Raw genomic sequence first — 25,132 nt, 5'->3', positions numbered from 1 at the left:
GCCCGTTATGATATTACTGCTAGGACTGAGATTTGCCAGAACGCTACATTGGAGTTTGTATCTCAGATTGATGTAACAATAGAAAGGCTCCGAGAAATGATCTGCGAATATGAAAGCGAGATCGACCGTCTTGAAGAAGAACTTCGCTCAAGAGAATTAAGCCAAAATAGAGAGTAGAGGTAATAATGTAATGGGAAAAACATGGGATACAGAAAAGATAGAAAAATTCATTGCTTCTTTCGCTGGGGCGTATGATAGATATACAGATGATCTTCATTCACTCGAAGATGGAATGTCAAAGTATTACTTTAATGATACATACAGAGGACAAGCGGCTGAAGCTTCTAAAAATTTCATCGGAGAAGGCCAGAGTAAACTTCACATGAAGCAGATCGATATTCAGAGGCGTCTGGTTCTAAAATATTATGAGATGCTTGATACGTTTAAGGATACGGTAGATTCTTCTTCTGTTGCAAGGATAGATACTGACCTGCTCATGGATATCAAAAAGAGATTTATGGTTTGCGGCAATGTCATTGATGTTGAAGGATATGACGTAGAATGTAAAACGAGATATATAGCAGATAAGTTTGGGCATATCAATGGGAATCTAACACCGTCAAGTTACCGTATGGTAAGCGAGATGTATGAAGATTTCTGCGGTTCAGGCGGATTATTTGATTATTGCGTTAATAAGGTTGAAGAGTTTGATGCAGAAATGTGCAGTGCTGTAGACAATAGCGGCATTGAAGATGATGTAGATACTCTTCAGGATAAGGTTGTCACTACTGCTTCTGCACTCGATTCAATACAGGTTAAAGTCGAAAATATATCTAAGTTCTCTTTTGGGCTTATTTCTTTAAGTGCTTATAAAGGACTAACTGAAAAAGAAAAGAAAGAGCTGCAAAAAAAGACTAAAGATATGTATATTTACAGGATGTTAAACGGCTTGTTCGGAACCTACGAAGATTCTTTTGTTGTTAAAGACTCAAATCGAGTTAGAATAGGAGCTGTAAATGATTCTTTCATTACAGTTACAGATGTGCCGGGTAAAAACGGAAAACTAACAACTGCCTATGGTGGTGCACAAGAATGGTTTAAAGACGATCCAAACTTAGATGAAAAATACAGAAAAAAACTCAGTGATTTCGGATGTGGAGCAATTGCTTCAGTAAATCAATATTTATATCTGACAGGACAGACAACAATATCATATGATGATTATAAGCAATTGGTATATGATTTTGTGGATGCAAAAGATAAACCATCAGGACAAGCTTTGGAAGCCTTTAATAGAAAGACGGCATTATATACAATAAGCGGATATACTCCGAATCAGATGACGGGATATGTCACCAGAATGTGTGATAACAAAGGCGTAAATATCTCCACTAGTTGGGATTATGTTGAAGATTATGAACAAGATTATCAGAGCATGAAGGAACAATTAAATAAAGGTGTGCCAGTTGTTTGGTCAATTCATGATTTTGAAAATGCATATAAAAAGAATGACGATAAGACTAAAGTAGGTGCTATTTTTTATAAGTATGACGATAAAACGGGAACATATACGGATAGTAAAAACAAAGTAACAAGTCATTATGTTACCGTCACAGCTATATATGAAGATGCTGATGAAACAGGGAAAACTAGACGTTTAGTTGAAGTTTCTTCATGGGGTGAGAAATTTTATGTTGATTTTGATCAATATATTGATCTTGTTTGCACTGATACAGATAATATACCTTGTTCAAGCATAACGCATACTACTGTGAAATAGAGGGATTTAAGCATGAAAAATATTAAAGGTATAATCAAAGGAATTGCTTTTTTTACGGTATTGCTTATTATTGTGATACTGACTAGAAATATTCCGGAACCTAAGCATAGTATCCGTACATCATATAAAGAGTGGGCAGAGATAATTGGTTTGAATGCTACTGAGAATGTCAAAGTATTTTGTTATGATGGTGACAATTCAATAACTATAGAACTTGAAGATGAGAATGGAATAGAAGGATATAAAGAGCTATGCAGTGTTATTAATGCACATAACAAATTCGTAGATGAAAATTCAGATTATTTCCCCGACGGAATAAAGATTTCATTTGTAAATTCGGACGGTGACAATCATCCAACAAAAGCTGTTTTTTTTAATGATATGTGTGAAAATTATGGAATTAGCGATTATTTAGGTGATTTAAAGCGTCCGTACACTGCAAAGATACAGTATGTGTTTATTGATATGTTTCACACAGACACATCCTTAATAGAAAATGGAATAGAAATAAATGTTCCGGTCATAATTTTACTTGCTGATTCTTATGCGCCTAGTGGAAGTGAGCTTACTTTTTTAAATAAATTCAAAAATGCTGAACAGGTTATAATGGATTTTCGTAGTATGGATTATGATAAAAGTGAAATTTGTAAAGAAATAAAAGAATACCAATCTAATGTTGAAGTATATTCAGTTGGTACTATGGATGGAAAATATTGTTTGGAAAAATGCCCATAAATCAGATGGCTTCGTAGAAATATCTGCGAAGCCGTTTTTACGTTTTGACAATGATTTTATTATGCAGAAAAAGTAACAAATGATATAATTTTTTTGACGAAAAACTCTAAGCAAGGGGGATTTAGCGTGACTATTTTTGAAAAAAAACAAATGTCAGAAGAAGATATCAAGCTGAATTATATTACTCCTGCAATTCAGACGAGCTGGTCTAATCATATTACCATGGAGACAAAGATCACTGATGGCCAGATCAATATAAAGGGTAATATGGTCGCCCGTAACAAGCCCAAATTCGCTGATTATATGCTCTATCTTAATGATGGAAAGCCTATTGCGATAGTCGAGGCAAAGGATAATAATCATACCGTATCCTCTGGGCTTCAGCAAGCTATGACATATGCGCAGATGATGGATCTTCCGTTTGCTTATTCTTCAAACGGAGATGCATTTTATGAACATGATTTTTTAACTGGCAAAGAAAGACAGATTCCTCTTAATGAGTTCCCTGATCAGCAAGAGCTGTTTTCAAGGTATTATTCTGAAATACACGACGGGCAAGGAATTACTGAAAACGAAAAAAAGATTGTCGAACAACCTTATTATTCATCCCAAAGTACATATCCACCAAGATATTATCAGAGAAATGCTGTAAACAGGACTGTAGAGGCAATTGCAAGAGGTCAGGGAAGACTCCTTCTTGTAATGGCTACAGGGACTGGAAAAACTTATACTGCATTTCAGATTGTGTATCGTCTGCTCAAGGCAGGCATGAAGAAGAGGATTCTTTATCTTGCTGATAGAAACATCCTTGTGGATCAGAGTATCCTTCAGGACTTTGCACCACTTGAAAAGACTATATATAAAGTTGACTTCTCCGATAAGGAGTGCCTTAAGAATATAGCATCACATGAAGTAAACTTTGCTCTTTATCATCAGATGGTAGGACAGAACGATGAAGAACATTTTAGACAGATCCCAGCAGGGTACTTTGACCTTATTATAGTAGATGAGTGTCATCGTGGTTCTGCAAAGGAAGATAGTAACTGGCGTAAAGTTCTGGAATACTTCAATGTTGCAACTCAGATTGGAATGACAGCGACACCTAAGGAGAGCGAAAAGGTATCAAATATTGATTATTTTGGAGAGCCTGTCTATACATACAGCTTAAAGCAGGGGATTGAAGATGGTTTTCTTGCTCCTTTCAAGGTAATTAGCATTACAACAAATATCGGAGATGGCTGGAGGCCTTATAAAGGGCAACTTGATATAAATAAAGAACCTATCCCTGACCGTATATATAATAACCGTGACTATGATTACAACATCATCATCGAGGATCGAATAAATCAGGTTGCTGATGAGATAACAGCATATCTTAAGAGCACGGATCGTATGCAGAAGACGATTGTTTTTTGTGCAAATGAGAATCATGCAGAGCTGATGCGAATTGCACTGACTAATCTTAATGCTGATATGTGTAAAAAGAATCCTGATTATGTAGTGCGAATAACAGGATCTGATATTTATGGAAAGAGTAAATTAGATTACTTTATTTCTGTTTCTTCAGAATATCCGGTAATTGCTACAACATCAGAGCTTTTATCTACAGGTGCAGACTGTAAGATGACAAAGCTTATCGTGCTTGATAAGAACATTGAAAGCATGACAACCTTCAAACAGATCATTGGACGCGGTACCAGAATCCGTGAAAAAGAAGGAAAGACACACTTTGTTGTAATGGATTTTAGGGATGTCACAAAGCTGTTTGCAGATCCTGACTGGGACGGACCTATTGAACAGGATGAAGGATTCAAACATAAAGGAACAGAAGATCATCCAAGGACACCTTATTCGGATGATCCTGGGGATACGATCCCTATTGATACAACCAAACTGGCAGCTCCGATAGTTGATAAAGATGGATGCAGAGTAAAAATCATAAACAAGCGAGTATCTGTTTATGATGTTGATGGAAAGCTTCTTAGGGAAGAAGATATTATCGACTATACCAGAACTAATATCAAAGGCGAATACGCTTCTTTGTCAGACTTTATCCGTAAATGGAAGGCTTCTGATAAGAAGAAAGCCATTGAAGATGCCTTTGCGGAGATGGGCATTAACCTTGATGCGCTTAAGACGGATCAGGGCATGTCAGACGTAGATGACTTTGACTTTATCTGTTATGTAGCATATGGCAAGAAGCCGCTTACAAGAGCAGAGCGTGCAAATAATGTAAAGAAGCGAGATTTCTTCTCAAAGTATTCCGGGGATGCAAGGGCAGTACTTGAGATCTTACTTGATAAGTACATGAATCAGGGGATTACAGAAGTCGAAGATATCAAGGTCCTTTCACTTGCGGATTTTGCTGAATATGGAAAGCCGGCAAAGATAGTTAAGCTTTTTGGCGGTAAAGATAAATATGAGCAGGCAATTCGTGATATGGAACACAGTATATATGAAGCATAATGATTTTGGAGGAGACATAAGATGATTTATACTACAAACCTTGAAAAAAGCATATTAAGAAGAGCTAAATTATTATATGGAAGAAGTGATTCAATAGTAAACATGACTTTTGGTTGTTTATTGTTTTATGCTGAAGAGGACAAAGACAAAAAACAGTTTTTTAGATTTATAGAATACTATAATCAACAGTCTGGCAAGAAAATAGATTTTTATATTTTGGGAATAACAAAATATGATTCTCAAAAACAGGGGCCTTCATCAAAGCTATTCCATAACGAAGAGCCATTAAGGGCGCCAGAAGGTGGAGACATTTTATATAAATATAATTACAAGAACTTTAGTGAAGATGCTGAGTATTTAGGGAGAAAAATCGACTGTGACTTATTGTGTTCCACTGATCCAAAGCTGATAATCTTTGATGCAGAGGTAGATTTAGATAATGCAAGAATAGTCTATACTGATTGGTGGGTGCTTAATCTAAAAAAAGAGATAGAAAAAGGTACTTTTGATAAGCTTTTTCATGAATTGTGTAGATTTGCAGGGGATTTATATGATACTAAAAAAATGAAAAATGCATCCATGATAAAAGCACTGCCAGGTACGCATACAAGGAAGATAATAGACCATATGAGTGAATTTTGCAGGGATGTGGTAGTAAATACTATTTCTACTGGGATTATTGAGGGATTAAAATCAATACATTTTACATAATAAAGAAACAATTGAGGAGTAATTGAAATGGCTATGCAGTCAGGATTTATTAAAAGAATAAGAGACATCATGCGTATGGATGCCGGAATCAATGGTGATGCGCAGAGAATCGAGCAGATGGTATGGATGCTCTTTCTTAAAGTATATGATGCAAAGGAAGATGACTGGGACCTTAATGAGGAAAACTATACATCCATCATCCCAGAAGAACTCAGATGGAGGAACTGGGCTGTACCCGATGATAACGGTCATGCTATGACAGGAGATGAGCTGCTTGATTTTATAAACATCAAGCTTTTCCCTACTCTTAAAAAGCTTTCCGTGTATCCTTCAACTCCAGTAAAGAAAGCTATCGTAAAATCTACATTTGAAGATGCGAACAACTATATGAAGGACGGAGTATATCTTCGTCAGGTTATTGACGTAATCAATGAGATTGAATTTGATGATGTAAAAGAAAGCCATGATTTTGGCTTTGTTTATGAAGAAATCCTTAGAGATCTTCAGTCAGCAGGATCTTCAGGTGAATTCTATACCCCCAGAGCAGTAACAGATTTTATGGCTCTTATGATACAGCCAAAGCTTGGAGAGAAGATGGCTGACTTTGCCTGCGGAACCGGAGGCTTTATCACATCATGGCTTGGGCAGCTTCAGAAACAGGTAACTGATACAGAGGGACAGAAACAGCTAGATGACAGTATCTATGGTATTGAAAAGAAACCTTTTCCATACCTTCTTTGTGTTACCAATATGCTCCTACATGATATTGAAGTTCCGAATATCTATCATGATAATTCGTTGAGAAGAAATCTTCTTGATTATACAGATGATGATAAGTTTGATGTAATTCTTATGAATCCTCCATATGGTGGTCATGAAGATAAATCTATTCAGGGATTCTTCCCTGATGATCTTGCTTCTTCAGAAACAGCAGATCTTTTCATGTCAGTTATCATGTACCGTCTTAAGAAGAACGGAAGAGCAGCGGTAATTATACCTGACGGATTCCTTTTTGGTCTTGATAATGCAAAAGTAGCAATAAAGACAAAGCTTCTTACAGATTTTAATTTGCATACAGTAGTAAGACTTCCGGGATCAGTATTTAGTCCATACACATCAATATCAACGAATCTCCTTTTCTTTGATAACACGGGTTCAACAAAAGAGACGTGGTTTTATAGAGTAGATATGCCTACGGACAGAAAGCATTTCTCGAAGACAAAGCCAATGGAGCTTAAGCACTTTGATGATACAATAGCTTGGTGGAATGACAGAAAAGAGATCATGCTTGAAGATGGCCCAAAAGCACAGAAGTTTACAGTAGATTTTCTTCTGAATGAGCAGCAATGCAATCTGGATCTTTGCGGATATCCTCATGAGGAAGAAGAGGTGCTTTCTCCTATGGAAACTATACAAAATTATCAGGAAAAACGTGCAAGTCTTAATGCAGAGATTGATAAGGTACTTGCAAAACTTGAAGCATTACTTCCGGGAGGTGTTGCAGAATGACTCCTGAACAATTGAAAGCCAGTATTCTTCAGTATGCTATTCAGGGAAAGCTGGTAGAGCAGAGAGCGGAAGAAGGAACAGCGGATGTTCTATTTCAACAGATTCAACAAAATAGAAAAAAAAAGAATATCAAAGAAAAAAAATATCCTTCAATAACGGAAGACGAAATACCATATGATATACCAGATACATGGAAGTGGGTTAGAGTATCTGAAATATGTTCTATACTAAATGGTGATAGAGGAAAGAATTATCCGGCAAAGTCAACTTTAAAAAAAGAGGGTATTCCATTTATAAGCGCATTAAATCTTGATGGTCACACTGTAAAAAATGATGATAATCTTTTATGTTTGTCGAACGAACAATATGAAAAGCTGGGAAATGGGAAGCTTATAAAAGGTGACATTGTAGTTTGTATTCGAGGTTCTCTTGGAAAGCATGGTCGATATCCGTATGATAAAGGTGCCATTGCGTCTTCTCTAGTGATATGCCGACAGTTTAGTGATGAAGATGTCCTTGCGGATTACTTTATGATGTATATAGATGCGCCATTATTTTATGCGTTAATTCGCAAGTATGACAACGGAACCGCCCAGCCAAATCTTGCTGCTAAGAGTTTAGAGCAGTTTTTGTTTCCGCTTCCCCCTCTCGAAGAACAGCATCGTATCGTTACAAAGATAGAGGAACTACTTCCTTTTGTTGACAGTTATGCTAAGGCTTATGAGAAGCTAGAACAGTTCAACACCAAGTTCCCAGAAGAAATGAAGAAATCAATTCTTCAATATGCTATTATGGGCAAATTGGTGGAGCAGAGAGCGGAAGAAGGAACAGCGGAAGAACTATATCAGCAAATACAGGATGAAAAGCAGAAGCTGATACGTACAGGTAAGTTTAAAAAAGATAAGGCATTTTCTGACATTACAGATGATGAAATGCCTTTTGATATCCCTGATAATTGGAAGTGGGTGCGTGTGGGTGATATTTTCAATGTAGGGACAGGAATGACACCAACAAAGAGTGAATCTCGATTTTATCTAGGTGGTACGATTCCATGGGTTAATTCATCCTTGACCTCTAATAGATATATTGAACATGTGGATACCATGATTACACAATATGCTTTGGATAATACATCTTTGCGGCTTTACCCAGCTCATACGCTTATCGTTGCTATGTACGGACAAGGTAAAACAAGAGGTCAAATTTCAGAATTGCTGTTACCAGCAACAACAAACCAAGCATGTGCAGCGTTAGAAAGCTATAGTTATCAAGAGGTTACTACAAAATATGTGTATTATTGTTTTCTGTTTAACTATGAAAAGCTTAGGAAAAGGGCAGAAGGGACTTCACAACCAAACCTTAATGTACAGAAAATAAAAGAAACAATAATTCCATTTCCGCCATTAGAAGAACAACAAAGAATTGTTGCTAAAATAGAGGAATTATTACCATATTGCGAAATATTGTCAAAATGCAAACAATAGCATTAAGAAACGCTTAATATAGGTAAACACATTTATGAATAAGAAAAATAATCCTATGAAAACTATGGATGAATACGTGGCATTTGTAAAAAATGCATGACAAACTAGATAAAGATAGAGGGGGCAGAGGATGGATTCCATAAAAGGAACTTTTAGATATAACCATGCCATATGTATAACTGAAGAATTATTAAAAGAACTGGATGCTCTATATCGTAATTATTTTGGGGAACCAGAGTATAAAGTAAATCTAGGATTACATACGATTACTCTTAATAAGTTAGAAGATGTTTTGGCCATAGATAATTTTGGAGATGAAACAATTATAGCAATGACTATTGGCTCAATTTGGGAAAATTATATAACTTTCGAAGTTAGTAGTTTCCATCTACATAAAGCTGTAAGTAATACAGTGGAAGTTGAATATAGAATTGATAATCTTGATAACGCTAATAATTACAGACGAAAATTAGAGAAAACCCTCGAAAAAGGTAAGCGTTCAAAATTTTATGAGTTTTTTTCACATTTATCAATTAGCTCTGTTTGGTTAGTTATAGCTGTAATAATGCTTTATAATTCGATTTATACTAAATATTTTAGTGATATGGATTTAAATCAAAGTCTATCTTTATATGAATTTATACTATTGATAATCTGTATCTTAGGCGTGGCTCTTATACTAAACTATATAATGATAAAGGGAAAAAAATTATTCCCACCTATTGTCTTTTGTTGGGGGGAAGAAATAAAAGCAGAAAAGAGACGAAGTAATATTCGCCATAATGTATTTTGGTCAGTTTTTGTTGCAACGTTTCTCAGCTTTATAATTGGAATTGTTGTTAATTTTATTACTTAAATAAGAATTATATTTCCTATTATGTCTATATTAATGCTTTTTGATGCATCGGTATAGAGGTGTTTATATCAGATAAAATCATTTAAAATCGTGGAATAATCCTTATAAGCAACCATCGGTAGTTGATTTTCATTATTGAGATGACAAGACTCCCAGTATAGATTGGAAATCGCAGATAAGATGTACAAAGAACCAATGCATAAAAATGTTTTATAACATTCAGGAGTTTTAATGTTAGATAATATAGAAGTTTTTACACAAAGCAGCATAAGAATTAAAAATGCTTACAGCACAATCTATTTAGATCCCTTTCGGTTAAAGGAAGAGCCGCATGATGCAGACTATGTGTTTATCACACATCCTCATTACGATCATTTTTCCATTGAAGATATAAAAAAGGTCATCAAGAGAGAAACAATTATGATTGTTCCAGAAAAAATGGAAGATGACGCAGGCGAACTGCGACCGGTAGTTAAGGATATTGTTGCTGTGAAGCCGGGAATCTATAAGGAGATAAATGGACTTGAAATTGAGACCGTTCCTGCATATAACACCATAAAGCCTTTTCATCCTAAAAGAGCGGAATGGCTTGGTTATATCCTTAGAATAGATAATAAGCGAATATATATTTCAGGAGATACCGGTGCGACAAAAGATGCAAGACAGGTAAAATGTGACATTGCTCTGATTCCAATAGGCGGGACTTATACTATGGATGTAAAGAAAGCGGCTGAGCTTATAAATCTTATAAGACCAGAATACGCGATTCCTACTCACTATGGCAGCTCAGTTGGAAATAAGGCTGATGGACAGACTTTTGCATCATTGATAAAAAAACCGATAAAGGTAGTTGAGAAGATACAGTATTTTGAGTAATCTGTGAATAGAACAGCTACTGTAGCCAATAGTGTAGTTTCTAACGAATATAAGGGAAAATAATGGATAAAATAGTTAACTTACAGGAGTTTAAGAATTATAAGAAGCGAAATATAAAAGAAGTAATGCATTCTAAGTTTCTTCCGTATGATTCCACAGATAGGCTTAGGGACAGATTTGAACTTTGTTCATACATAATTTCTGAGCTTCATATAATCATTGAAAACGCAATATCCAAGACCAAAATAAGCCCTAGTGAATTCCACATGTCACAGAAAGCTGAAAACGAAACACTTTCTCTGAATATTTCCGAGTTGTTTGAGGGTGGAGAAGCTTTGCAAATGACCTTTGAGGCTATGATAAATGGAATAAGGTACGCAGCTGTAGGAGATGCTACCATAATCGGTGAAAATGTTTCATTTGATTGCGTTGTTGTTAAGTGGAATGGCGTTGAATGGCTCGCTTATGAAAATGGAGAGTGGAGCTCAGGCCCAGGAAATGACTTTATTTAATTACACCAAAGCGATGGGGTTAATTCCTGTTTGGTACTATTACCAATTTGTTTTTATGCGGCTTTAAAATTGGTAAATTCTCAAGGTAAATGCAACACATAGCAAATAATGATAACGGAGCGTATTTTTGCATGGTTTTGTGCTTAAATATGCTCCGTTTTTATATGCGAAAATATACATTTTGAGGGGATTTTGCGTAAGCGGTAATACAAGCGCTGCATTTTAAATGTCAAAATAAAAAGGGACCTATTAGCAATGAGGAATAGCTAATAGGTCTTAAAGTTCTTTATGGCAGAAATACCAAGGAAAGAACATCTTGGAGTTTTATATATTTCAAGGTCAGAAATATATAATCCTAAGCTGGGAATTTTAATATAGTAACGTTAACATACTCTTAAAACAAAATCAATCTTATTTTTTGTTTTCAACCGACTTGATTCAATCTTCCTAAGGGAATATCTTTTTGGCTATCCTGCAATATTAAATGGCTCATCCCACTATTTATCTAATGTTCTAAAAAAGAATATCCAGATGACGAATTAACATTGATAAAGATTATCTTACGTGATAATATGTTAATTATTATTTAAGTTATATTTTTATCAAGGAGAATTTATGGCAGAAAATAGCGTATTCATGGACACAAACGTGTTCACAGATATAGTTGAAGAAATACGAGGCAATGCTTCTGAATGTGTATTTCCGGATAATGCATTAAATCAAGCAGGTCATTTGGATACTTTTAAGTCTGGAAGAACAATGCACAAAATTTTAGAAGAGCTTCACAAAACAGATGAAACATATAGACGGGAATCATCGGAATCGCTTCCACGAGCATTTCTTACAATGCGTGACAGTATGATTGCAATAGATAAAGCTTCCGCTGATAATCTTACCGTAGAAAAAGTAAATGCTGGAGGCATAAAGAAATATGAGTAGACATTCAGAAATAAGAGATTTAGAGCGACAGATTGCAGAAGATGAAGAAGCAATCTCTGACCTTGATAATGAAGAAGAAATCATAAGAAGATTACAATCCGAGATAGCAAGCGAAGTCGAAGAACCTGTAAAGGCATATGATATGACTTTTGCTGATGAATTTAGGGGCTCCCTTGAAGATAAATCAGAGGACTCTCGATATAAGATCTGCTCCGAAACAAGCGCTGCTCAGGATTCTACTTCAAAACTTTTATCAGAGATAGCTCAGGCAAAGGAAAGAATCCGTGAGGATATAGAAAAATGCAGACGAAGGATTGAGCAACTTGAAGCTGAAATTGAGGCTGAGTCGCATAGGAATGTTATGTAAAGGGGATTTTTAATATGTTGTGGACTTACGAAGATGAAGATTTTAACGGCAGCGTAAGCATGGAAGTTAATTCTGATGATATAAAATATGACGCTGAATATATGAACATATTCGTGGAACAGCTTACAGATGATGTAAAATGGTACATGGAACGAGCCCATGAACTTGAAAAGAGTTATGTGAAATATCATAATAATGAGACTTTTGTTGGAGAGATGGCTGAACGTTCGAAGAGCTTCTTGTATGAAGTACAGGGAGATGTGCTTCATATAAAGAATATTGAACTAAAGAAGGACTTCTTATATGCTTGCAGCGATATAGAAGAAAAATTCAAAGAACAAGTGGATCCTTCTCCCAATGCCCGGGTAAGCACCAGAGTTTTATTAAAGATAAAGAAAGATTTTGGAACTTATTATGCAGTTATTGATACTAAGGGCTACGAGATCGAATGCCATGCTAAAAGACTTGTAGATATGTACAGTAAATGGGGAATATCCACGATACCATATTACCGCAGATCAATGATGGCATTTGAAGAATTCTGTGGCAATGGTGAATTTTTAGATACATGCATCAAGAAGCTTGAGAATTTTGATCAGGACTCATGCTCTGCATTAAATGGAAAAGATTTCATTGGCAATGCTCAAGCTCTTCAGACAAAAATCAATAATGTCGCTGGCAATCTTGATAGCATGACAGTTTATCAACCTAATATGACCAAAAAAGCGGTTGAACTTGTTGCATTGAATGTATTTGGTGTTAAAGCAACTTCAACAACAAAGAATGTACAAAAAACAAGCATTAAACGCAATAACGCAAATGCCGTAAAACAACAAAACTCCGATTGGTTAGTTGCGATGAAAGACCAATATGGTTTCACCGAAAAAGAGCTAAAGCTTATTGCTGATTCATATGCAAAATTTGATATCTGGATTAAAAAAACAGAGTATAATGAGCTTGTTTCATATACAAACAAAGAAAAAATACAGATATTTTTTGGCTATCTTTCGGCATTAAACCCAGGTTATTCGTCTTCTAACCCGACCTTCAATTCAGTTAATGCTACATCAACTGAAAATGCTATTTATAATCTTAAAGAAATGGGAATTGAAGCTGAAGCTTTGCAAAAAGCATTGTTAAGGCAGCATTCAATCTGTGCTGATCAAAAAAAGAGAGATTTTGTGCATGAATGTGCAATGTACTCATTAATGCCAAGTAGTGCATTAAATACTGCAAGTAAACTTATTAAAAAAGACGATTTAAGTGATTTAATAGGATTTAAAGGTGATGTTTATTCTGCAAGCATGAATGAAGATGATATGAAATCTGATATTGCAGCAGTTAATATCTATAATAGAATGGTTGATTGCCAAGATGGTAATATATTTAATGCAATGACAGATTATTGTGCTGAAGAAAAAAACGGGAAAATAAATGTGGCAGATGAATTTTTAAAGAATTATGGTGATGGTGATCCTGATAAAGGAATGGAAGTAATAAAACGGAAGTTAGATAATAAGACCAAAGGTGCAAAAAGTTTGCAAGGAAATAAAAGTGACCAAGACGTTGAGAATACCAAAAGACAGTTTTTGGAATATCTTGAAAAAGAAAGGTCAAAATAAAAATGGATACTCAGAAAAAAAACGTAATGATTGGAATAGATATCTTTCTATGGACATTTGTAATTTTACCGTGGATAGTTTGGGGCTATGAATTAATTGATGCATATAAAAACGGAAACAATTACGGTAATGGATTCTTCGGAGAAAGAACATTTTATTCCGGATGGGAAGCGGTTAAAATGCAGTATGAAGAGATTATGTCTTGGGGAGGCTATATTTGGGTTCGATATTTGATACTTACCTTGGCATATACTATATTTATGATCGTAAAAATCAAAAAGATGAGACATGAAAAATGAAATTCATTTTGATTTGGATGAATTAGATAAATTTGCCTTTGATGCAATCTTGGTAAACGTTGTTGAAGCAGATGAATATGATGAAGATGAAGATGAAGACTCTGAAGATAATGAGGAAATAGAGTCTGAAGAATAAACGTGAAATCAGATTATCATTCAAAACTTTCAAAAGTTTTGGTAGTTTTGCAAGTTTTGAATGAAAGTAACACTGATATCCCTGTAGACGTAAAGTCCGCAGGGGTATCTTTTTATGATGGATTATCTGTCAGGCTGTATCTGCCGCGACGCCCTCCTGCTCTTTTGGAGTCCTTTTTGGAGGTCTTGGTATGACCGGTGGCGGGAACATATCGGCATACGCTCTGTTCCGGGAATCAGTGCATTCTTTTTCGTAGGCTTTGAATGCATCTGACCAAGGCACCATATCCTTGAGGCATTTCCGGTCAGTAAGCTGATTATCAGAATCAAGGTGCTCCGGCATCTTCTCGATGAGATATTTTATGTAAATGTAGGGATTTACCTTGTTAGCGATAGCCGTTTCTACGATGGAATACATGGCAGCATTTACTTTTGCACCCTCTGGAGTATCGGCAAAAAGCCAGTTGGAGCGCCCAACGGAGTAGCGGCGTATATGACGTTCCGAACTGCCATTATCGCAAGGAATACTGCCATCTTCAAGAAATCTCCTTAAATATACTTCCTGATTTATTGCATAAGAAATGGCTTTTGATAACTTCTCTGAAAAGACAGCTCCGGAATCATTAAGCTCATGTATGTATTCAAACAGTGCATCCATCTTAGGAGCAACAAACTCTTTTCTTGCAAGAAGCCTGTCATCAGCAGTCATGCTTTTTAGCTTGTTTTCCTCGGCATAAACTTCTCTTATGAGCATAAGTACCTTTACTTCAGGCATCTCAAGGATCTGCTCTGCAGATAAGTCTTTAAGGTCGTTTACAAAAAGCGCAATAGCAAAGTACCTGCGGCAATGCATAAGACAACCTGTTGTCATTATCCTGCCGTTACTTTCTTCTTCAAGTACGCGGTATGATACGTAGGCGTCACAGGTAATATAGCCATGAAATTCCAGAAGGAGATTTCTTAAGTGGTCAGTGCCGCGAGTCGCTTCGTAAAAGAAAAGTATTATAGGATTGCAGTCAGCAAGCTCACTTGTGCTATGTACCCACATAAAACTTTTAGAGCCTGCAGAGCGTCCATCACGATTTACAAGAAGGTAGCTCTCATCGCATTGATGATACATGCATTTAAGCATAAGCTCTGCAAGATAATCTATGACAGGGCTTATGATAGTAGGGACAAGTTCATTCACCCATTTGATGATGACCTGCCTTGAAAGGGCAAGTCCCCATGTATTGTAATCCTCTGACTGCCTGTAAAAAGGTATTGAAAGTACAAATTTCCTATAAAGTATGTCTGCAAGGAGTGAAGCCGACAGGTAAGTTCTGTCTTTTATCGGATTTTTATAGGGGATTGTTGTCATCCTGTGTTCAAGACCTGAAGATATCACAGGAGTAAGGATCTTTCTTACATAAAGAGGACATTCTATCTTCTCGACTACAAAGTGTTCGTGCCATCTGGCAATACGCCAGTTACCTTCTCCGTAGTCTTCATTGAGCTTATCTATATCAAGATCATAGACAAGCTGCATCGGAAGGTCTTTTAACGACTCATAAAGCTTTGAAAGGCGCGGCGCTTTATCATTTCCGCTCTTTGGCGAACTGAGACTGACATTTTTCTTTTTATTTTTCTTTGTGCCGGGATCAGTGTTTTCTTCAGCGCGGCACTTTTTATACTCTTCGAGACTGACTATGCTGCCAATATCATTTTTATCGTGAGCATCATTGTCCTCGATATCACTTTCATCTACGAATTCTTCAGTATGATCGCAGGCTTCTTCAATGTCGGCAATGAACTTCTCGGTACTGCGCCCGAATACTGTTCTTGTTTTAAGCGATAGCTGTTCGCTAAGGGATGAGATCATCTTATCTCTTTCCTCAAGATTTTTCTTTGTTTCAGCAAGTTCCTTCTCCATACGAAGGTAAGCTATCGTACTCTCAGTATTTATCCTGTCATTCGCATTTCCAACAAGTGTTATCTCTGTAAGTTCATCGTACAGACGAAGGCAGAGAGAGCGCAGCTCTGTATTATCAAGACTATTCATTGAATCTATGAATTTATCCCTGTCTGCTCTCATCCCTGCATCCTCCATCAAACTATAACGACCATTTTTTTAAGAGCACATCAAGTGCTTCAAGAATCTCTTTTTTCTCCTTGATAAGACGTCTGTTCTCAGCCTTTAACTGGTTTATGAGTTCATCTTTCTCTGCAAGGAGCTTCACATGATCTGTTATTACTTCAGGAGCTTCGGATTGCTTTTGAACATCAGTATTGTCGGCTTTTTTCCTGCCACTTTTACCGGTTGGGATGATCTCGCCCGTCTCATCATCTATCTTTCCGATAAGAGTGCGCTTTGAGCGGGGCTGCTTCTTTTCTTTATCCCAGTAGGATTCAGATTCATAAACATAAGTAATTCCGGAACGTTTATCAGTGTGTTTTACAATAGACATCTTTTTTGTCCTCCATAGTGATATTTTATCATATAATTATACCTATGTCAACTAAATAGTGATAATTATTAATAAAATATCACTAGGTTTTTATATTTTTCTTTTCACACTGATAGGCTTTGATATGCGCTTTTTTCCTACTGATGGATCAATAGCAAATCCATCCATTAGACGCATGAATTCTTCGCTGGACAGATTTCGTGCTTCTTCCTCAGAACGAGGCCACTGGAAGGAACCTTCCACAAGACGGATATAGAGTAGGACAAAGCGGTCGCCAAGCCACAGTATTCCTTTGAGACGGTCTTTTCGCGTTCCACAAAAAAGGAAAAGCGTATCTTTCTCAAGCGGATCGCGGTTATAACGCAATCTCACCATAGCGGAGAGACCATCTATTCCTTTACGAAGATCACAACGGCCAACCAGAACCACTACCTTTGAAAAAGACAGTCCGTTCTGATCAAGCATGTTTCACCGCCCGAAGAACAGCAGCTAGAGCATCTTCATCCACAGCACCCTCAATCTTGATCGATACACCATGAAATGTAAGCGTCATTGATGATGGTTTTTTAGGTGACAACAATCCCTTAGTATCAACAGACTTTTGTACATCAGGAGTCATAGGAAGTTCTACAAATGTCGGTTCCTGTTCACTTTCCGGAATATTTGTCTGAACTTCAGAAAAATCATGCTCATCAATGAGTTTGCTCCTAAGATAGCGCTGCCATCTATAGAATGTATTTTCACTGATATTGTGCAGCTCACAAAAAGCTTTTTTGCTTAGTCCACTTTCAGCCTGTGCCTTTAGCACTGGGATCCAGGTTTGCAATCTTACGTCCATTACTGCTGAATCCATAAAAAATCCCTCCCGTATCAGTAGTTTTCTCTAAGAGAATTCTACCAATATGAGAGGGCGTGTTCCTAGACGCGTTCGTATTACCGCTTACGATTTTGCGCTGTTTTGCACATGCTTAACAGGTCCATTTCTGGACCTGTCAGAGTAAATCGTACATATTTGGGTGTTGCATTTAGTCTGAAGAATCAGACTTTTTAAGGAGCTTTGGGGTAAGGATTATATCGTTTGGCGGAATCTCTTCAAGACCTAAGAGATTTGCAAAGTCTTCCGGGTACATGAGTTTAGTCAGCTCATACGGAGATTTTCCATGCAGTTCTTTGCGCTTATAGCTGTTGATGTGATTCATCATAAGGTTTATATCAGCCTGAGAATACGGCTCAAGAGGAGTTCCTTTCTTTATCACATAACGAATAAACTCATGGTTTTTCTCGCAACCGCCTTTCTGCTCGGGATGATTAGGTTCACAAAAATATATAAAGCAACGATCACCGCCATTTATAGAACGCTGCATACCATCGATATCAGCAAACTCATGACCGTTATCGGTAATAATGTACGGGAACATTTCTTTAAACAGCTCTGTCCCCAAAATCTCTTCGAGCATATCAAGACAAGCAACTACGTTTTCTGAGGTCTGTTCTTCAAGAATAAAAGCAAGCTGCAGCCTTGTGACCGGAAAGAATAATGTCAAAAGAACAGCTTTAGAATCCTTCGAACCCTCGACACAATCCATCTGTGGAATCTCTATGGGGTTACCTTCCTTGAACTTAAGGTAGTCCTCATATTTATGTCCGTCCTTTATGACTTTCATTGATTTGTAGTCTTTGGGCCTTTTCTGTCTTTGACGGCGTTTTACAGCATTTCTAAGGTCAATGTTCCTGGCTTCAAGCTCGCAGCTGTTTATCATACGTCTTAAGGTTGATTCGCTCACCTTAAGGTTATTGGTCTGAGCTATATGATAAACTGATTGTCCGTTCTTTATGAGCGGTGATACCGTTTCGTCGATTGCTATTAGCTCTTCTGCAGTAAGGTCATATCCATTGCGGCTGTTTACAAGAGTATCCTTGTATTCACGCTGTGCTTTTGAAGCTTTGTAGTAACGCTTGCTAAAATGGCAGTTATAAGGTCTACTGCAACCATTGCAGAGCTTTAACTTGCTATCTTCAAGCCTGTCACAGTAGGACTTGGAATAATCGGTACAGTATTTCTTAGCTTTTCCGCAGTTACGGCATTGCTTCTTGCAACTCTTGCTTCCGCATACATTCATGGTATTGCACTCATAAAAATATATGCAGTCACATGAACAGGTCTTGCTATTCGATGTATGGAGCTTTATCTCCCTTGAGATAGTTGAAGGTGACTTATCGAGTCTTTCTGCGATATAACGGATTGACATCTGCTCATTTAACAGAGTCTCAATCCTTGTGCGGTCATCTTCTGTCAGGTGTTTCTTTGCCGGTGGTCTGTTCATCATGTCCTTTCCCTGCATAGAAAAAGCACCCACTATGAATGTCATGAGGGTGCACTTAATAAGACCATCAAATTTCTTCTTGATTTTTGTGCGTTATGAGTGGTAATGTTTATTATATCAAGTAAAGATACTGATGGTGCGTTGCACCATAGGGTGAAGGCATCGGGCAAAAGCGGTCAAACTTTTGGAGCCCGGTGCTTTTTGTATGCAGTTTTTTATATTAAGTATAAAGTGCGCGGAAATGCTGATAAATAGGCGACTTTGATAAAAAATATAACTGAGAGGAATATCAGCTATGAGAAATACACATATATCTAACGATTCATTCTTAAAACGTGTAGGTTGTACGATTGCAAGACTAAGGATCAGAAAAAACATCAAACAGGAACAGATGGCAAAAGAACTCAATATAACACAACCTGCGCTAAGTAAATATGAACGCGGGAAGATAGACATCCCGGTTCTTAAAATAAAAGAGATATGCGATAAGTATGACTATCCATTGGAGGAATTCTTTTCCATGGATGAACTGCCAAGTGAGATGTACAGAAAGATTGTCAAAGCTCCTAAACATCAGAAAATGAACAATGATGATGAAGTTTTTAATGACTACATGCTTGATCCGGTCAACAAAGATAAACGTGAAGTCTTAAAAGCGGCGTACATACTGTATAAAAACAGGATGCTCATAGATATACAGCTTCAGGACATACGCTTGCTTATAGAAAATCCCGATAATGATAAATATAAGCGGAATGATAGGCTGTTAGCATATTTCTTTAAGATGAATGAATTAGCCAAAAAACAGCCAACAAAGAATATATGAAATCTCAAGCACTTTTGTGTTTTGATCGTTGATAAAGTGTATACGCCATGATAAAATGTTAATGTTTTATTAAATAATGTTTCAAAATTAGAAATAATAGAGGTACATAATGGCAGAAAAAAGCGTATACATAGACACCAACGTGTTTACAGATATTGTTAATGAGATACAGACCACTTCAGCTAATTGTGTTCTTTCCAAAGATCCACTTAGCAAAGTGAGTGTTTTTGAAGGTATGAATGTTGGACGTGAGATGAATGAGATTCTTAAACTTTTTTATAAATCCACAGACACATACAGGCATGAAGCTTCTGAATGTCTTCCAAGAGCACTTCTTACAATCAGGGACGGTATGATCGAGCAGGATAGGATCCTCAGCGAAGGGCTTACTGTAGAAACAAAGCGGAGGTAATAGATGGGACTTCATTCAAGATTAGCAGAGAAAGAACATGAAAAAAGAGAATATGAACGTGATCTTGCCGAATGCGAAGAATCATACGATTATATCAGTCAGAAACGCAGAGCTATAGAGGAAGAGATATATCAGCCGGATAAAGCCTATGATATGACAAGCTCCGGCGATTGGTATGGAAAACTTGAACAAGACGCAGATAATTTCAGAAATGATCTATGTTTAAAGACAAGCATAATACTGAGCAATACATCAGAGCACCTGAATGATCTGCAAAAAGTAATGGAAAGACTCCGGGAACTTATCAGAGAATGTGAAGAAGAAATAGCCGCTCTTGAAGAAGAAATCCGTGAAAGGGAGCGCAGAGATAACATATAAAATTTTGGGGTTAATGTAATGGGAAAAAGTTGGGATACAAAGAAGATACATGATTTTATAGAAACTTTTGAAAATGCCGCTCATAATTATATGGAAGGCATAGGCTATCTACAGTCAGGTTATGAAAAATATCAGAATAACGAAACGTTCGTGGGCGGAGGCGCTGAAGCTACTAAGAGATTTATAGGCACGAAGCAGTCTGAATTTAACCGCCAGCAATACGAGCTTTCAAAGGAAATGATCAAGAGATACGTTGATCTTGATGAAACTTTTAAGGCTATGGTCGATCCTGCCGATGATGCTAAGATAGATACCGATGTAGTAGCAAGGACAAAAACACGTTTTCAGAGGCAGCTTGAAGAGTACGAAAGTCTGGCTTTTGCGATACAGCAGAAAACAATGGAAGATGTCGATAAATTCAGAAAATATTGCGGAGACATAGAAGAAGTATATGTAAGGGATACTTTAGCTGACTATGATGAATTTTGCGGCACCGGAGGATTTCTTTATGATTGCATAAAGAAGGTTGAAGAATTCGACGACAAAGCATGCAATCGTCTGTTTAATTCAGGTATTAAGGATGCTATTCAGGGACACATAGAAGAAATATCAGGTAAAGCAGCAGGGCTTGATTCAATACATTCTCATGCTGTTGATATAGATAAGCATACGTTAAGCCTTGTGGCACTCGGAACAGATGCAACTTTGAATTCAATTAATTTGGCGCCGAGATTGATGGCTTCAAATAGAATAAGCCTTGTTTCACCAAGGTATAAAACGCCTAGAAAATGGTCTTTGGTAAAGAAAAAGTTTTCGATTGATAATATAAAATCAAATGCTGAAATAAATGAAGTTAAATACATAGAATCTATGGAAAAATTATATGGATTTAGCAAAGAAGAATCGAAGCTTTTTAATGATGCATATTTAAAGCATTGTGAACATTATAAAGATGCAGAAAAAACAGGAAACAGAGAAAAAGCTGATTCTTTTTATACTGCACTTGCGTGTTTGTTCACTCAATATTCGGCAGATTCATGGCAATTTAAACTTATGGGAAATAATAAAATGTCTCCAAGTGAAGCTGTTGCATATTTTGATGCTATTGGCGCAGATGGAAAAGCGCTTTATGATGCGGTAAATAATCAACATAATACTTGCAAAAAAAATGAAAAGCGTGATTTTGCGCATGAATGTGCTATATATTCGGTGATGGCAGATGACAATATCTATAAAGGTGCAGCTACATTAGACGATAACGTAGGTGAACTTGTAGGATTTAAAGGTGATGTATATTCTGGAAGTATGGGTGGTGATGATAAAATGTCAGATGTTTCAGCATACAATATATATTATCGTATGAAAAAAAGTGAAGATGGTGATATATGGAACACCATGGTTGAATATAATATAGATGTTTGTGATGGTTCTATTAATGAAGCAACAGAATTTTTGCAAAACATGGGCTATGGTAATGCTAAAATTGGAATGACAGTACTAAAAACAAAATTGAATTATAAAACCGCTTCTGCGCTTCTCATAACAGCAACCTCTAAGACCAATCTTACTAAAGTCAAGAAGACAAAAGAGGAATTTCTTGATTATATAGCCGACGAAAGCGGAATAGACTGGAAATAATTTTTTTAGCGGGAGAATAAACATGCCACAAAAAGTACTCAAAAAAATAATATGTATTGTATTTTTCGCATTTATTATAGCGGTAGCAATATATTTTTTTATTAACTATAAAAAAGAAATGATAACAGAAAAAGCTAATAAAGCTGGTGAATCTGTAGAGTTCTCTGGGTATAAAAACTTTTCTATAAAAGAAGGAGCTGTTACATATTTTTATACCCTTGGCATTGCAAAGGTCAAATTTATAAAATATGAAATTGTTGTTGAAGAACCTGATAAAAAAGTAAAAAAGGGAGAGCTTACAGTTAGCGTACAGAACAAAGATAAAGATGGAAAACAAATTGAAGGCAGTTACGATGATACTCGAACTTTAATAGCAGACGACGGAACAGAAAAAAATATGCATTCGGGCATGTTTTTTATATGCAATAATAATTTTGATAGATCATCTTTGGTTACTACCGGATGGATAGATGCTGAGCAAAAAGCCATTGAAGCATATGAAAGTGTTACAGGTTATGTTCCGGTAGAAGGATTAAAACAATATTACAATCGTGCTTTAACTATTTGCAATCAGCTAAACGAGTAATGTAAGAATTAAGTGTTTTTGTATATATTGTCGGAGGTAGGACATTGAATCGAAGTGAAAAACGCATAGAAATAAAGAAACTTGATGAACAGCTTAAAGAATATGAAGATGACCTTGTTATGCTTGAAGAAACCTATAAAGTAATAAAATTAGATTACGAGAGTATTGTCAAGGACGTTTATGAACCAACAAAGACTTATGACATGACTCCACTTAAGATATATGGGAATGATATATATGAAGGAGCGGAGGAACATCGGAAGAAGATTGTTGTGGAAATTCGGAAAAACCTTAAAGATACAGAAAAGTTTATGTCTGAACTCTTAGTTGCTAAAAAAAATATACAAAAAGCAATTCAGGAGTGTGAAGACAAGAGGAAGTCTTTCGAAGCAGAACTTGATATATCATAGTATTATGGTTCAGCCAGATCATACGATTTGGTTGAGCTATTTTTATATCCATATTCTTCAGACTAAATGCAACACCTGATACCTGTCAGAGTAAATGCATTTAAAATTGCATTTACTTTGAAAAATAACGGCGGCTTTAAAATTGTACTCATAACTTTTGATTTCTGAGACCATTTGTTATAATATCGATAATACTATTACTTAACTATTTCTTACTATAAAGAAGGGAGGCAAAAATGCCCTGTAATTATTGGGAATTTAAGTTTGAGTGTGTTTAACGGCACACTCTTTTCTTTTGTCCAACATACAGGATTTAAGTTTCAGTGTGTTTTTATTTAAGTTTCAGTGTGGGTGATGATATAATACAGATATCTACCAAAAAGGAGTCTCCTTATGCCAAACCTATATCATATTACCCCTAAAGAGTTTGAGATTATAGATCGCATAGAAGTTGATGATCGTAGCATCAGATATGAGTTACAGCCAGTAAATGCACCCTCATCTTGTCCGCAATGCCATTGCTCAGATATTATTCAGCATGGTACTAATACAAGAAAAGCACGTGATCTAAGCGAGTTTGGGAAAATGGTAGGTCTTGTAATCAATGGGCATAGATACAGATGCAAGAACTGTGGCAAGACATTTGTAGATCAGTATGAAACTATTGACGCTGATGCCAAGATAACGAAACGAATGAGGGACTACATCCGAGAACAGGCTTTAAATGTACCATTTTCGCATATAAAGCGTGAGTTGGACATTTCTGTACCCACCATAGAAAAGATATTTGGCGAGTATACCGCTGAAATGGAAAAGAACAGAGAACTTGTAGCGCCTAGGATCCTTGGCATGGATGAAACGCAGCTTAATAGTGTTTATCGTGGAATGTTTGTTGATGTTGAAAACAGGCGCATTATAGATATGACTGAAGATAGAAAACTTTCTACTATCCGTTCTTGGTTACAGCAGCTTCCGGAAAAAGAACGCATAGAGTGTTGTACTATCGATATGTGGGGACCTTACAAGGATGCTATAGAATATGAAATACCTGATTCCAACATTATCATTGATAAATTCCATGTGATAAAACATCTCAATGAATCTCTTGAAACTATCAGAAAAGCATATGCGGCTAAGCTGACTGATAAGGAACGCAGACACATAAAGGGAAATAGATGGCTCATGCTGAAAAATTCTGAAGAATTAGACTTTATGTCACAATGCAAGCTGAAAGATATTCTGCATTCTTTCCCTCAGTTTGAAGAGCCACATGCCATCAAAGAAAATTTCAGAGAAATCTACATGGCAGGTTCACGCTCAGAAGCCGAAAAAGCTTTTGAAAAATGGAAGGAAACGATAACAGATTACCCGGAGTTTGTGGAGTTCGCTGAAACTGTTGACCGATGGAATATCGAGATTTTCAACTACTTTGACAATAAATATACGAATTCGGTCACAGAGTCTTTAAACAGGGTTTCAAAGGAAATTTCTGCCCAGGGGCGCGGCTACAATTTTAAGGTTCTTAGAGCTAAGATATTGTATAGGACACCGGCATCTAAACCTGCAAAATTCAGCTATTATAATGCAGAAAACGAATTTAATGTGTGCCGCAAAACAAATGCAGGCCAAAATGATTTTATTATACCAATCTACAATATGGACACACCCAAATATATGGTTGAAATAGGCAGTGGTGTTGATATCGATGAACTATACAATTTTATGCAAAAAGAGCGCCTATTTGCATATTCTTCCCACATTTTAAAGCTAAAATAAACGCCCCCTCAAAAAGCAGGGAGCGTTGTTTTGCCATAGGCTTA

Annotated in this window: 26 protein-coding genes; 21 read left to right on the top strand and 5 right to left on the bottom strand. The window is 36.5% G+C overall.

The features are described 5' to 3' along the window. The first annotated feature begins 190 nt into the window (after positions 1-190). The 14 genes from BM398_RS13830 to BM398_RS17210 all read left to right on the top strand — a co-directional run bounded on the left by BM398_RS13830 (position 191) and on the right by BM398_RS17210 (position 14,292). Positions 191-1,780: a T7SS effector LXG polymorphic toxin gene (locus BM398_RS13830; protein WP_092338383.1), complete on the top strand. Its 1,590-nt coding sequence runs from the start codon at positions 191-193 to the stop codon at positions 1,778-1,780. 12 nt (positions 1,781-1,792) lie between these two features. Beyond that, complete coding sequence (locus BM398_RS13825; RefSeq protein ID WP_092338381.1) at positions 1,793-2,515, top strand: hypothetical protein; 723 nt, start codon at positions 1,793-1,795, stop codon at positions 2,513-2,515. A gap of 150 nt (positions 2,516-2,665) precedes the next feature. After that, positions 2,666-4,981, top strand: a complete 2,316-nt coding sequence (hsdR, locus tag BM398_RS13820; RefSeq protein WP_092338379.1) for an EcoAI/FtnUII family type I restriction enzme subunit R — start codon at positions 2,666-2,668, stop codon at positions 4,979-4,981. A gap of 21 nt (positions 4,982-5,002) precedes the next feature. Then, on the top strand, positions 5,003-5,692 hold the full coding sequence (locus BM398_RS13815; RefSeq protein ID WP_092338377.1) for a hypothetical protein: 690 nt from the start codon (positions 5,003-5,005) through the stop codon (positions 5,690-5,692). Positions 5,693-5,719: 27 nt separating this feature from the next. Continuing rightward, the gene (locus BM398_RS13810) at positions 5,720-7,201 is read left to right on the top strand and encodes a type I restriction-modification system subunit M (protein ID WP_092338375.1); all 1,482 of its coding nucleotides are present in this window, start codon (positions 5,720-5,722) and stop codon (positions 7,199-7,201) included. After that, a complete protein-coding gene (locus tag BM398_RS13805) occupies positions 7,198-8,685 on the top strand; it encodes a restriction endonuclease subunit S (RefSeq protein WP_092338373.1) in 1,488 nt (495 codons plus the stop codon). The genes BM398_RS13810 and BM398_RS13805 overlap by 4 nt, the downstream gene beginning before the upstream one ends. Before the next feature lie 130 nt (positions 8,686-8,815). Continuing rightward, positions 8,816-9,541 carry a hypothetical protein gene (locus tag BM398_RS13800; RefSeq protein WP_092338371.1) on the top strand — a complete coding sequence of 242 codons (726 nt, stop codon included), beginning with the start codon at positions 8,816-8,818 and terminating at the stop codon, positions 9,539-9,541. A gap of 231 nt (positions 9,542-9,772) precedes the next feature. After that, positions 9,773-10,417, top strand: coding sequence for an MBL fold metallo-hydrolase (locus BM398_RS13795; RefSeq protein WP_092338369.1), 645 nt, complete (start codon positions 9,773-9,775; stop codon positions 10,415-10,417). Between the two features lie 62 nt (positions 10,418-10,479). After that, positions 10,480-10,929, top strand: coding sequence for a hypothetical protein (locus BM398_RS13790; RefSeq protein ID WP_092338367.1), 450 nt, complete (start codon positions 10,480-10,482; stop codon positions 10,927-10,929). 615 nt (positions 10,930-11,544) lie between these two features. Continuing rightward, positions 11,545-11,868, top strand: a complete 324-nt coding sequence (locus BM398_RS13785; protein ID WP_092338365.1) for a hypothetical protein — start codon at positions 11,545-11,547, stop codon at positions 11,866-11,868. Beyond that, the gene (locus BM398_RS13780) at positions 11,861-12,235 is read left to right on the top strand and encodes a hypothetical protein (RefSeq protein ID WP_092338363.1); all 375 of its coding nucleotides are present in this window, start codon (positions 11,861-11,863) and stop codon (positions 12,233-12,235) included. The genes BM398_RS13785 and BM398_RS13780 overlap by 8 nt, the downstream gene beginning before the upstream one ends. 14 nt (positions 12,236-12,249) lie before the next feature. Beyond that, complete coding sequence (locus BM398_RS13775; RefSeq protein WP_092338361.1) at positions 12,250-13,857, top strand: hypothetical protein; 1,608 nt, start codon at positions 12,250-12,252, stop codon at positions 13,855-13,857. A gap of 2 nt (positions 13,858-13,859) precedes the next feature. Beyond that, positions 13,860-14,156, top strand: coding sequence for a hypothetical protein (locus BM398_RS13770; RefSeq protein WP_092338359.1), 297 nt, complete (start codon positions 13,860-13,862; stop codon positions 14,154-14,156). Beyond that, complete coding sequence (locus tag BM398_RS17210; RefSeq protein ID WP_175531959.1) at positions 14,146-14,292, top strand: hypothetical protein; 147 nt, start codon at positions 14,146-14,148, stop codon at positions 14,290-14,292. The genes BM398_RS13770 and BM398_RS17210 overlap by 11 nt, the downstream gene beginning before the upstream one ends. Before the next feature lie 129 nt (positions 14,293-14,421). On the opposite strand, the gene tnpC is transcribed toward BM398_RS17210, so the two are convergent. From tnpC to BM398_RS13745, 5 genes are all read right to left on the bottom strand, one after another. Then, positions 14,422-16,365, bottom strand: coding sequence for an IS66 family transposase (tnpC, locus tag BM398_RS13765; protein WP_175531958.1), 1,944 nt, complete (start codon positions 16,363-16,365; stop codon positions 14,422-14,424). Positions 16,366-16,384: 19 nt separating this feature from the next. Next, positions 16,385-16,738: a hypothetical protein gene (locus BM398_RS13760; protein ID WP_092338355.1), complete on the bottom strand. Its 354-nt coding sequence runs from the start codon at positions 16,736-16,738 to the stop codon at positions 16,385-16,387. 90 nt (positions 16,739-16,828) lie between these two features. Then, complete coding sequence (tnpB, locus tag BM398_RS13755; protein WP_092338353.1) at positions 16,829-17,203, bottom strand: IS66 family insertion sequence element accessory protein TnpB; 375 nt, start codon at positions 17,201-17,203, stop codon at positions 16,829-16,831. Beyond that, the gene (gene tnpA / locus BM398_RS13750) at positions 17,196-17,591 is read right to left on the bottom strand and encodes an IS66 family insertion sequence element accessory protein TnpA (protein ID WP_092338351.1); all 396 of its coding nucleotides are present in this window, start codon (positions 17,589-17,591) and stop codon (positions 17,196-17,198) included. Before tnpA ends, tnpB begins: the two co-directional genes overlap by 8 nt. 172 nt (positions 17,592-17,763) lie before the next feature. Beyond that, positions 17,764-19,080: an IS30 family transposase gene (locus BM398_RS13745; protein WP_175531957.1), complete on the bottom strand. Its 1,317-nt coding sequence runs from the start codon at positions 19,078-19,080 to the stop codon at positions 17,764-17,766. Between the two features lie 277 nt (positions 19,081-19,357). Between BM398_RS13745 and BM398_RS13740 the strand changes: the two genes are divergently transcribed. From BM398_RS13740 to BM398_RS13710, 7 genes are all read left to right on the top strand, one after another. After that, on the top strand, positions 19,358-19,888 hold the full coding sequence (locus BM398_RS13740; RefSeq protein WP_092338346.1) for a helix-turn-helix domain-containing protein: 531 nt from the start codon (positions 19,358-19,360) through the stop codon (positions 19,886-19,888). Between the two features lie 109 nt (positions 19,889-19,997). Continuing rightward, a complete protein-coding gene (locus BM398_RS13735; RefSeq protein ID WP_092338344.1) occupies positions 19,998-20,300 on the top strand; it encodes a hypothetical protein in 303 nt (100 codons plus the stop codon). Between the two features lie 3 nt (positions 20,301-20,303). After that, a complete protein-coding gene (locus tag BM398_RS13730; protein WP_092338342.1) occupies positions 20,304-20,678 on the top strand; it encodes a hypothetical protein in 375 nt (124 codons plus the stop codon). Between the two features lie 18 nt (positions 20,679-20,696). Further along, complete coding sequence (locus BM398_RS13725; RefSeq protein ID WP_092338340.1) at positions 20,697-22,316, top strand: hypothetical protein; 1,620 nt, start codon at positions 20,697-20,699, stop codon at positions 22,314-22,316. Between the two features lie 22 nt (positions 22,317-22,338). Next, positions 22,339-22,902 carry a hypothetical protein gene (locus tag BM398_RS13720; protein ID WP_092338338.1) on the top strand — a complete coding sequence of 188 codons (564 nt, stop codon included), beginning with the start codon at positions 22,339-22,341 and terminating at the stop codon, positions 22,900-22,902. Positions 22,903-22,946: 44 nt separating this feature from the next. After that, positions 22,947-23,312 (top strand): hypothetical protein, encoded by a 366-nt coding sequence (locus BM398_RS13715; protein ID WP_092338336.1) that lies wholly within the window; start codon positions 22,947-22,949, stop codon positions 23,310-23,312. Positions 23,313-23,705: 393 nt separating this feature from the next. Further along, a complete protein-coding gene (locus tag BM398_RS13710; protein ID WP_092338334.1) occupies positions 23,706-25,088 on the top strand; it encodes an ISL3 family transposase in 1,383 nt (460 codons plus the stop codon). Positions 25,089-25,132: the final 44 nt, after the last annotated feature.

This window comes from Butyrivibrio sp. M55 (assembly GCF_900116865.1).
Classification (GTDB): Bacteria; Bacillota; Clostridia; order Lachnospirales; family Lachnospiraceae; genus Butyrivibrio.
This window is presented reverse-complemented; position numbering and strand designations above follow the sequence as displayed.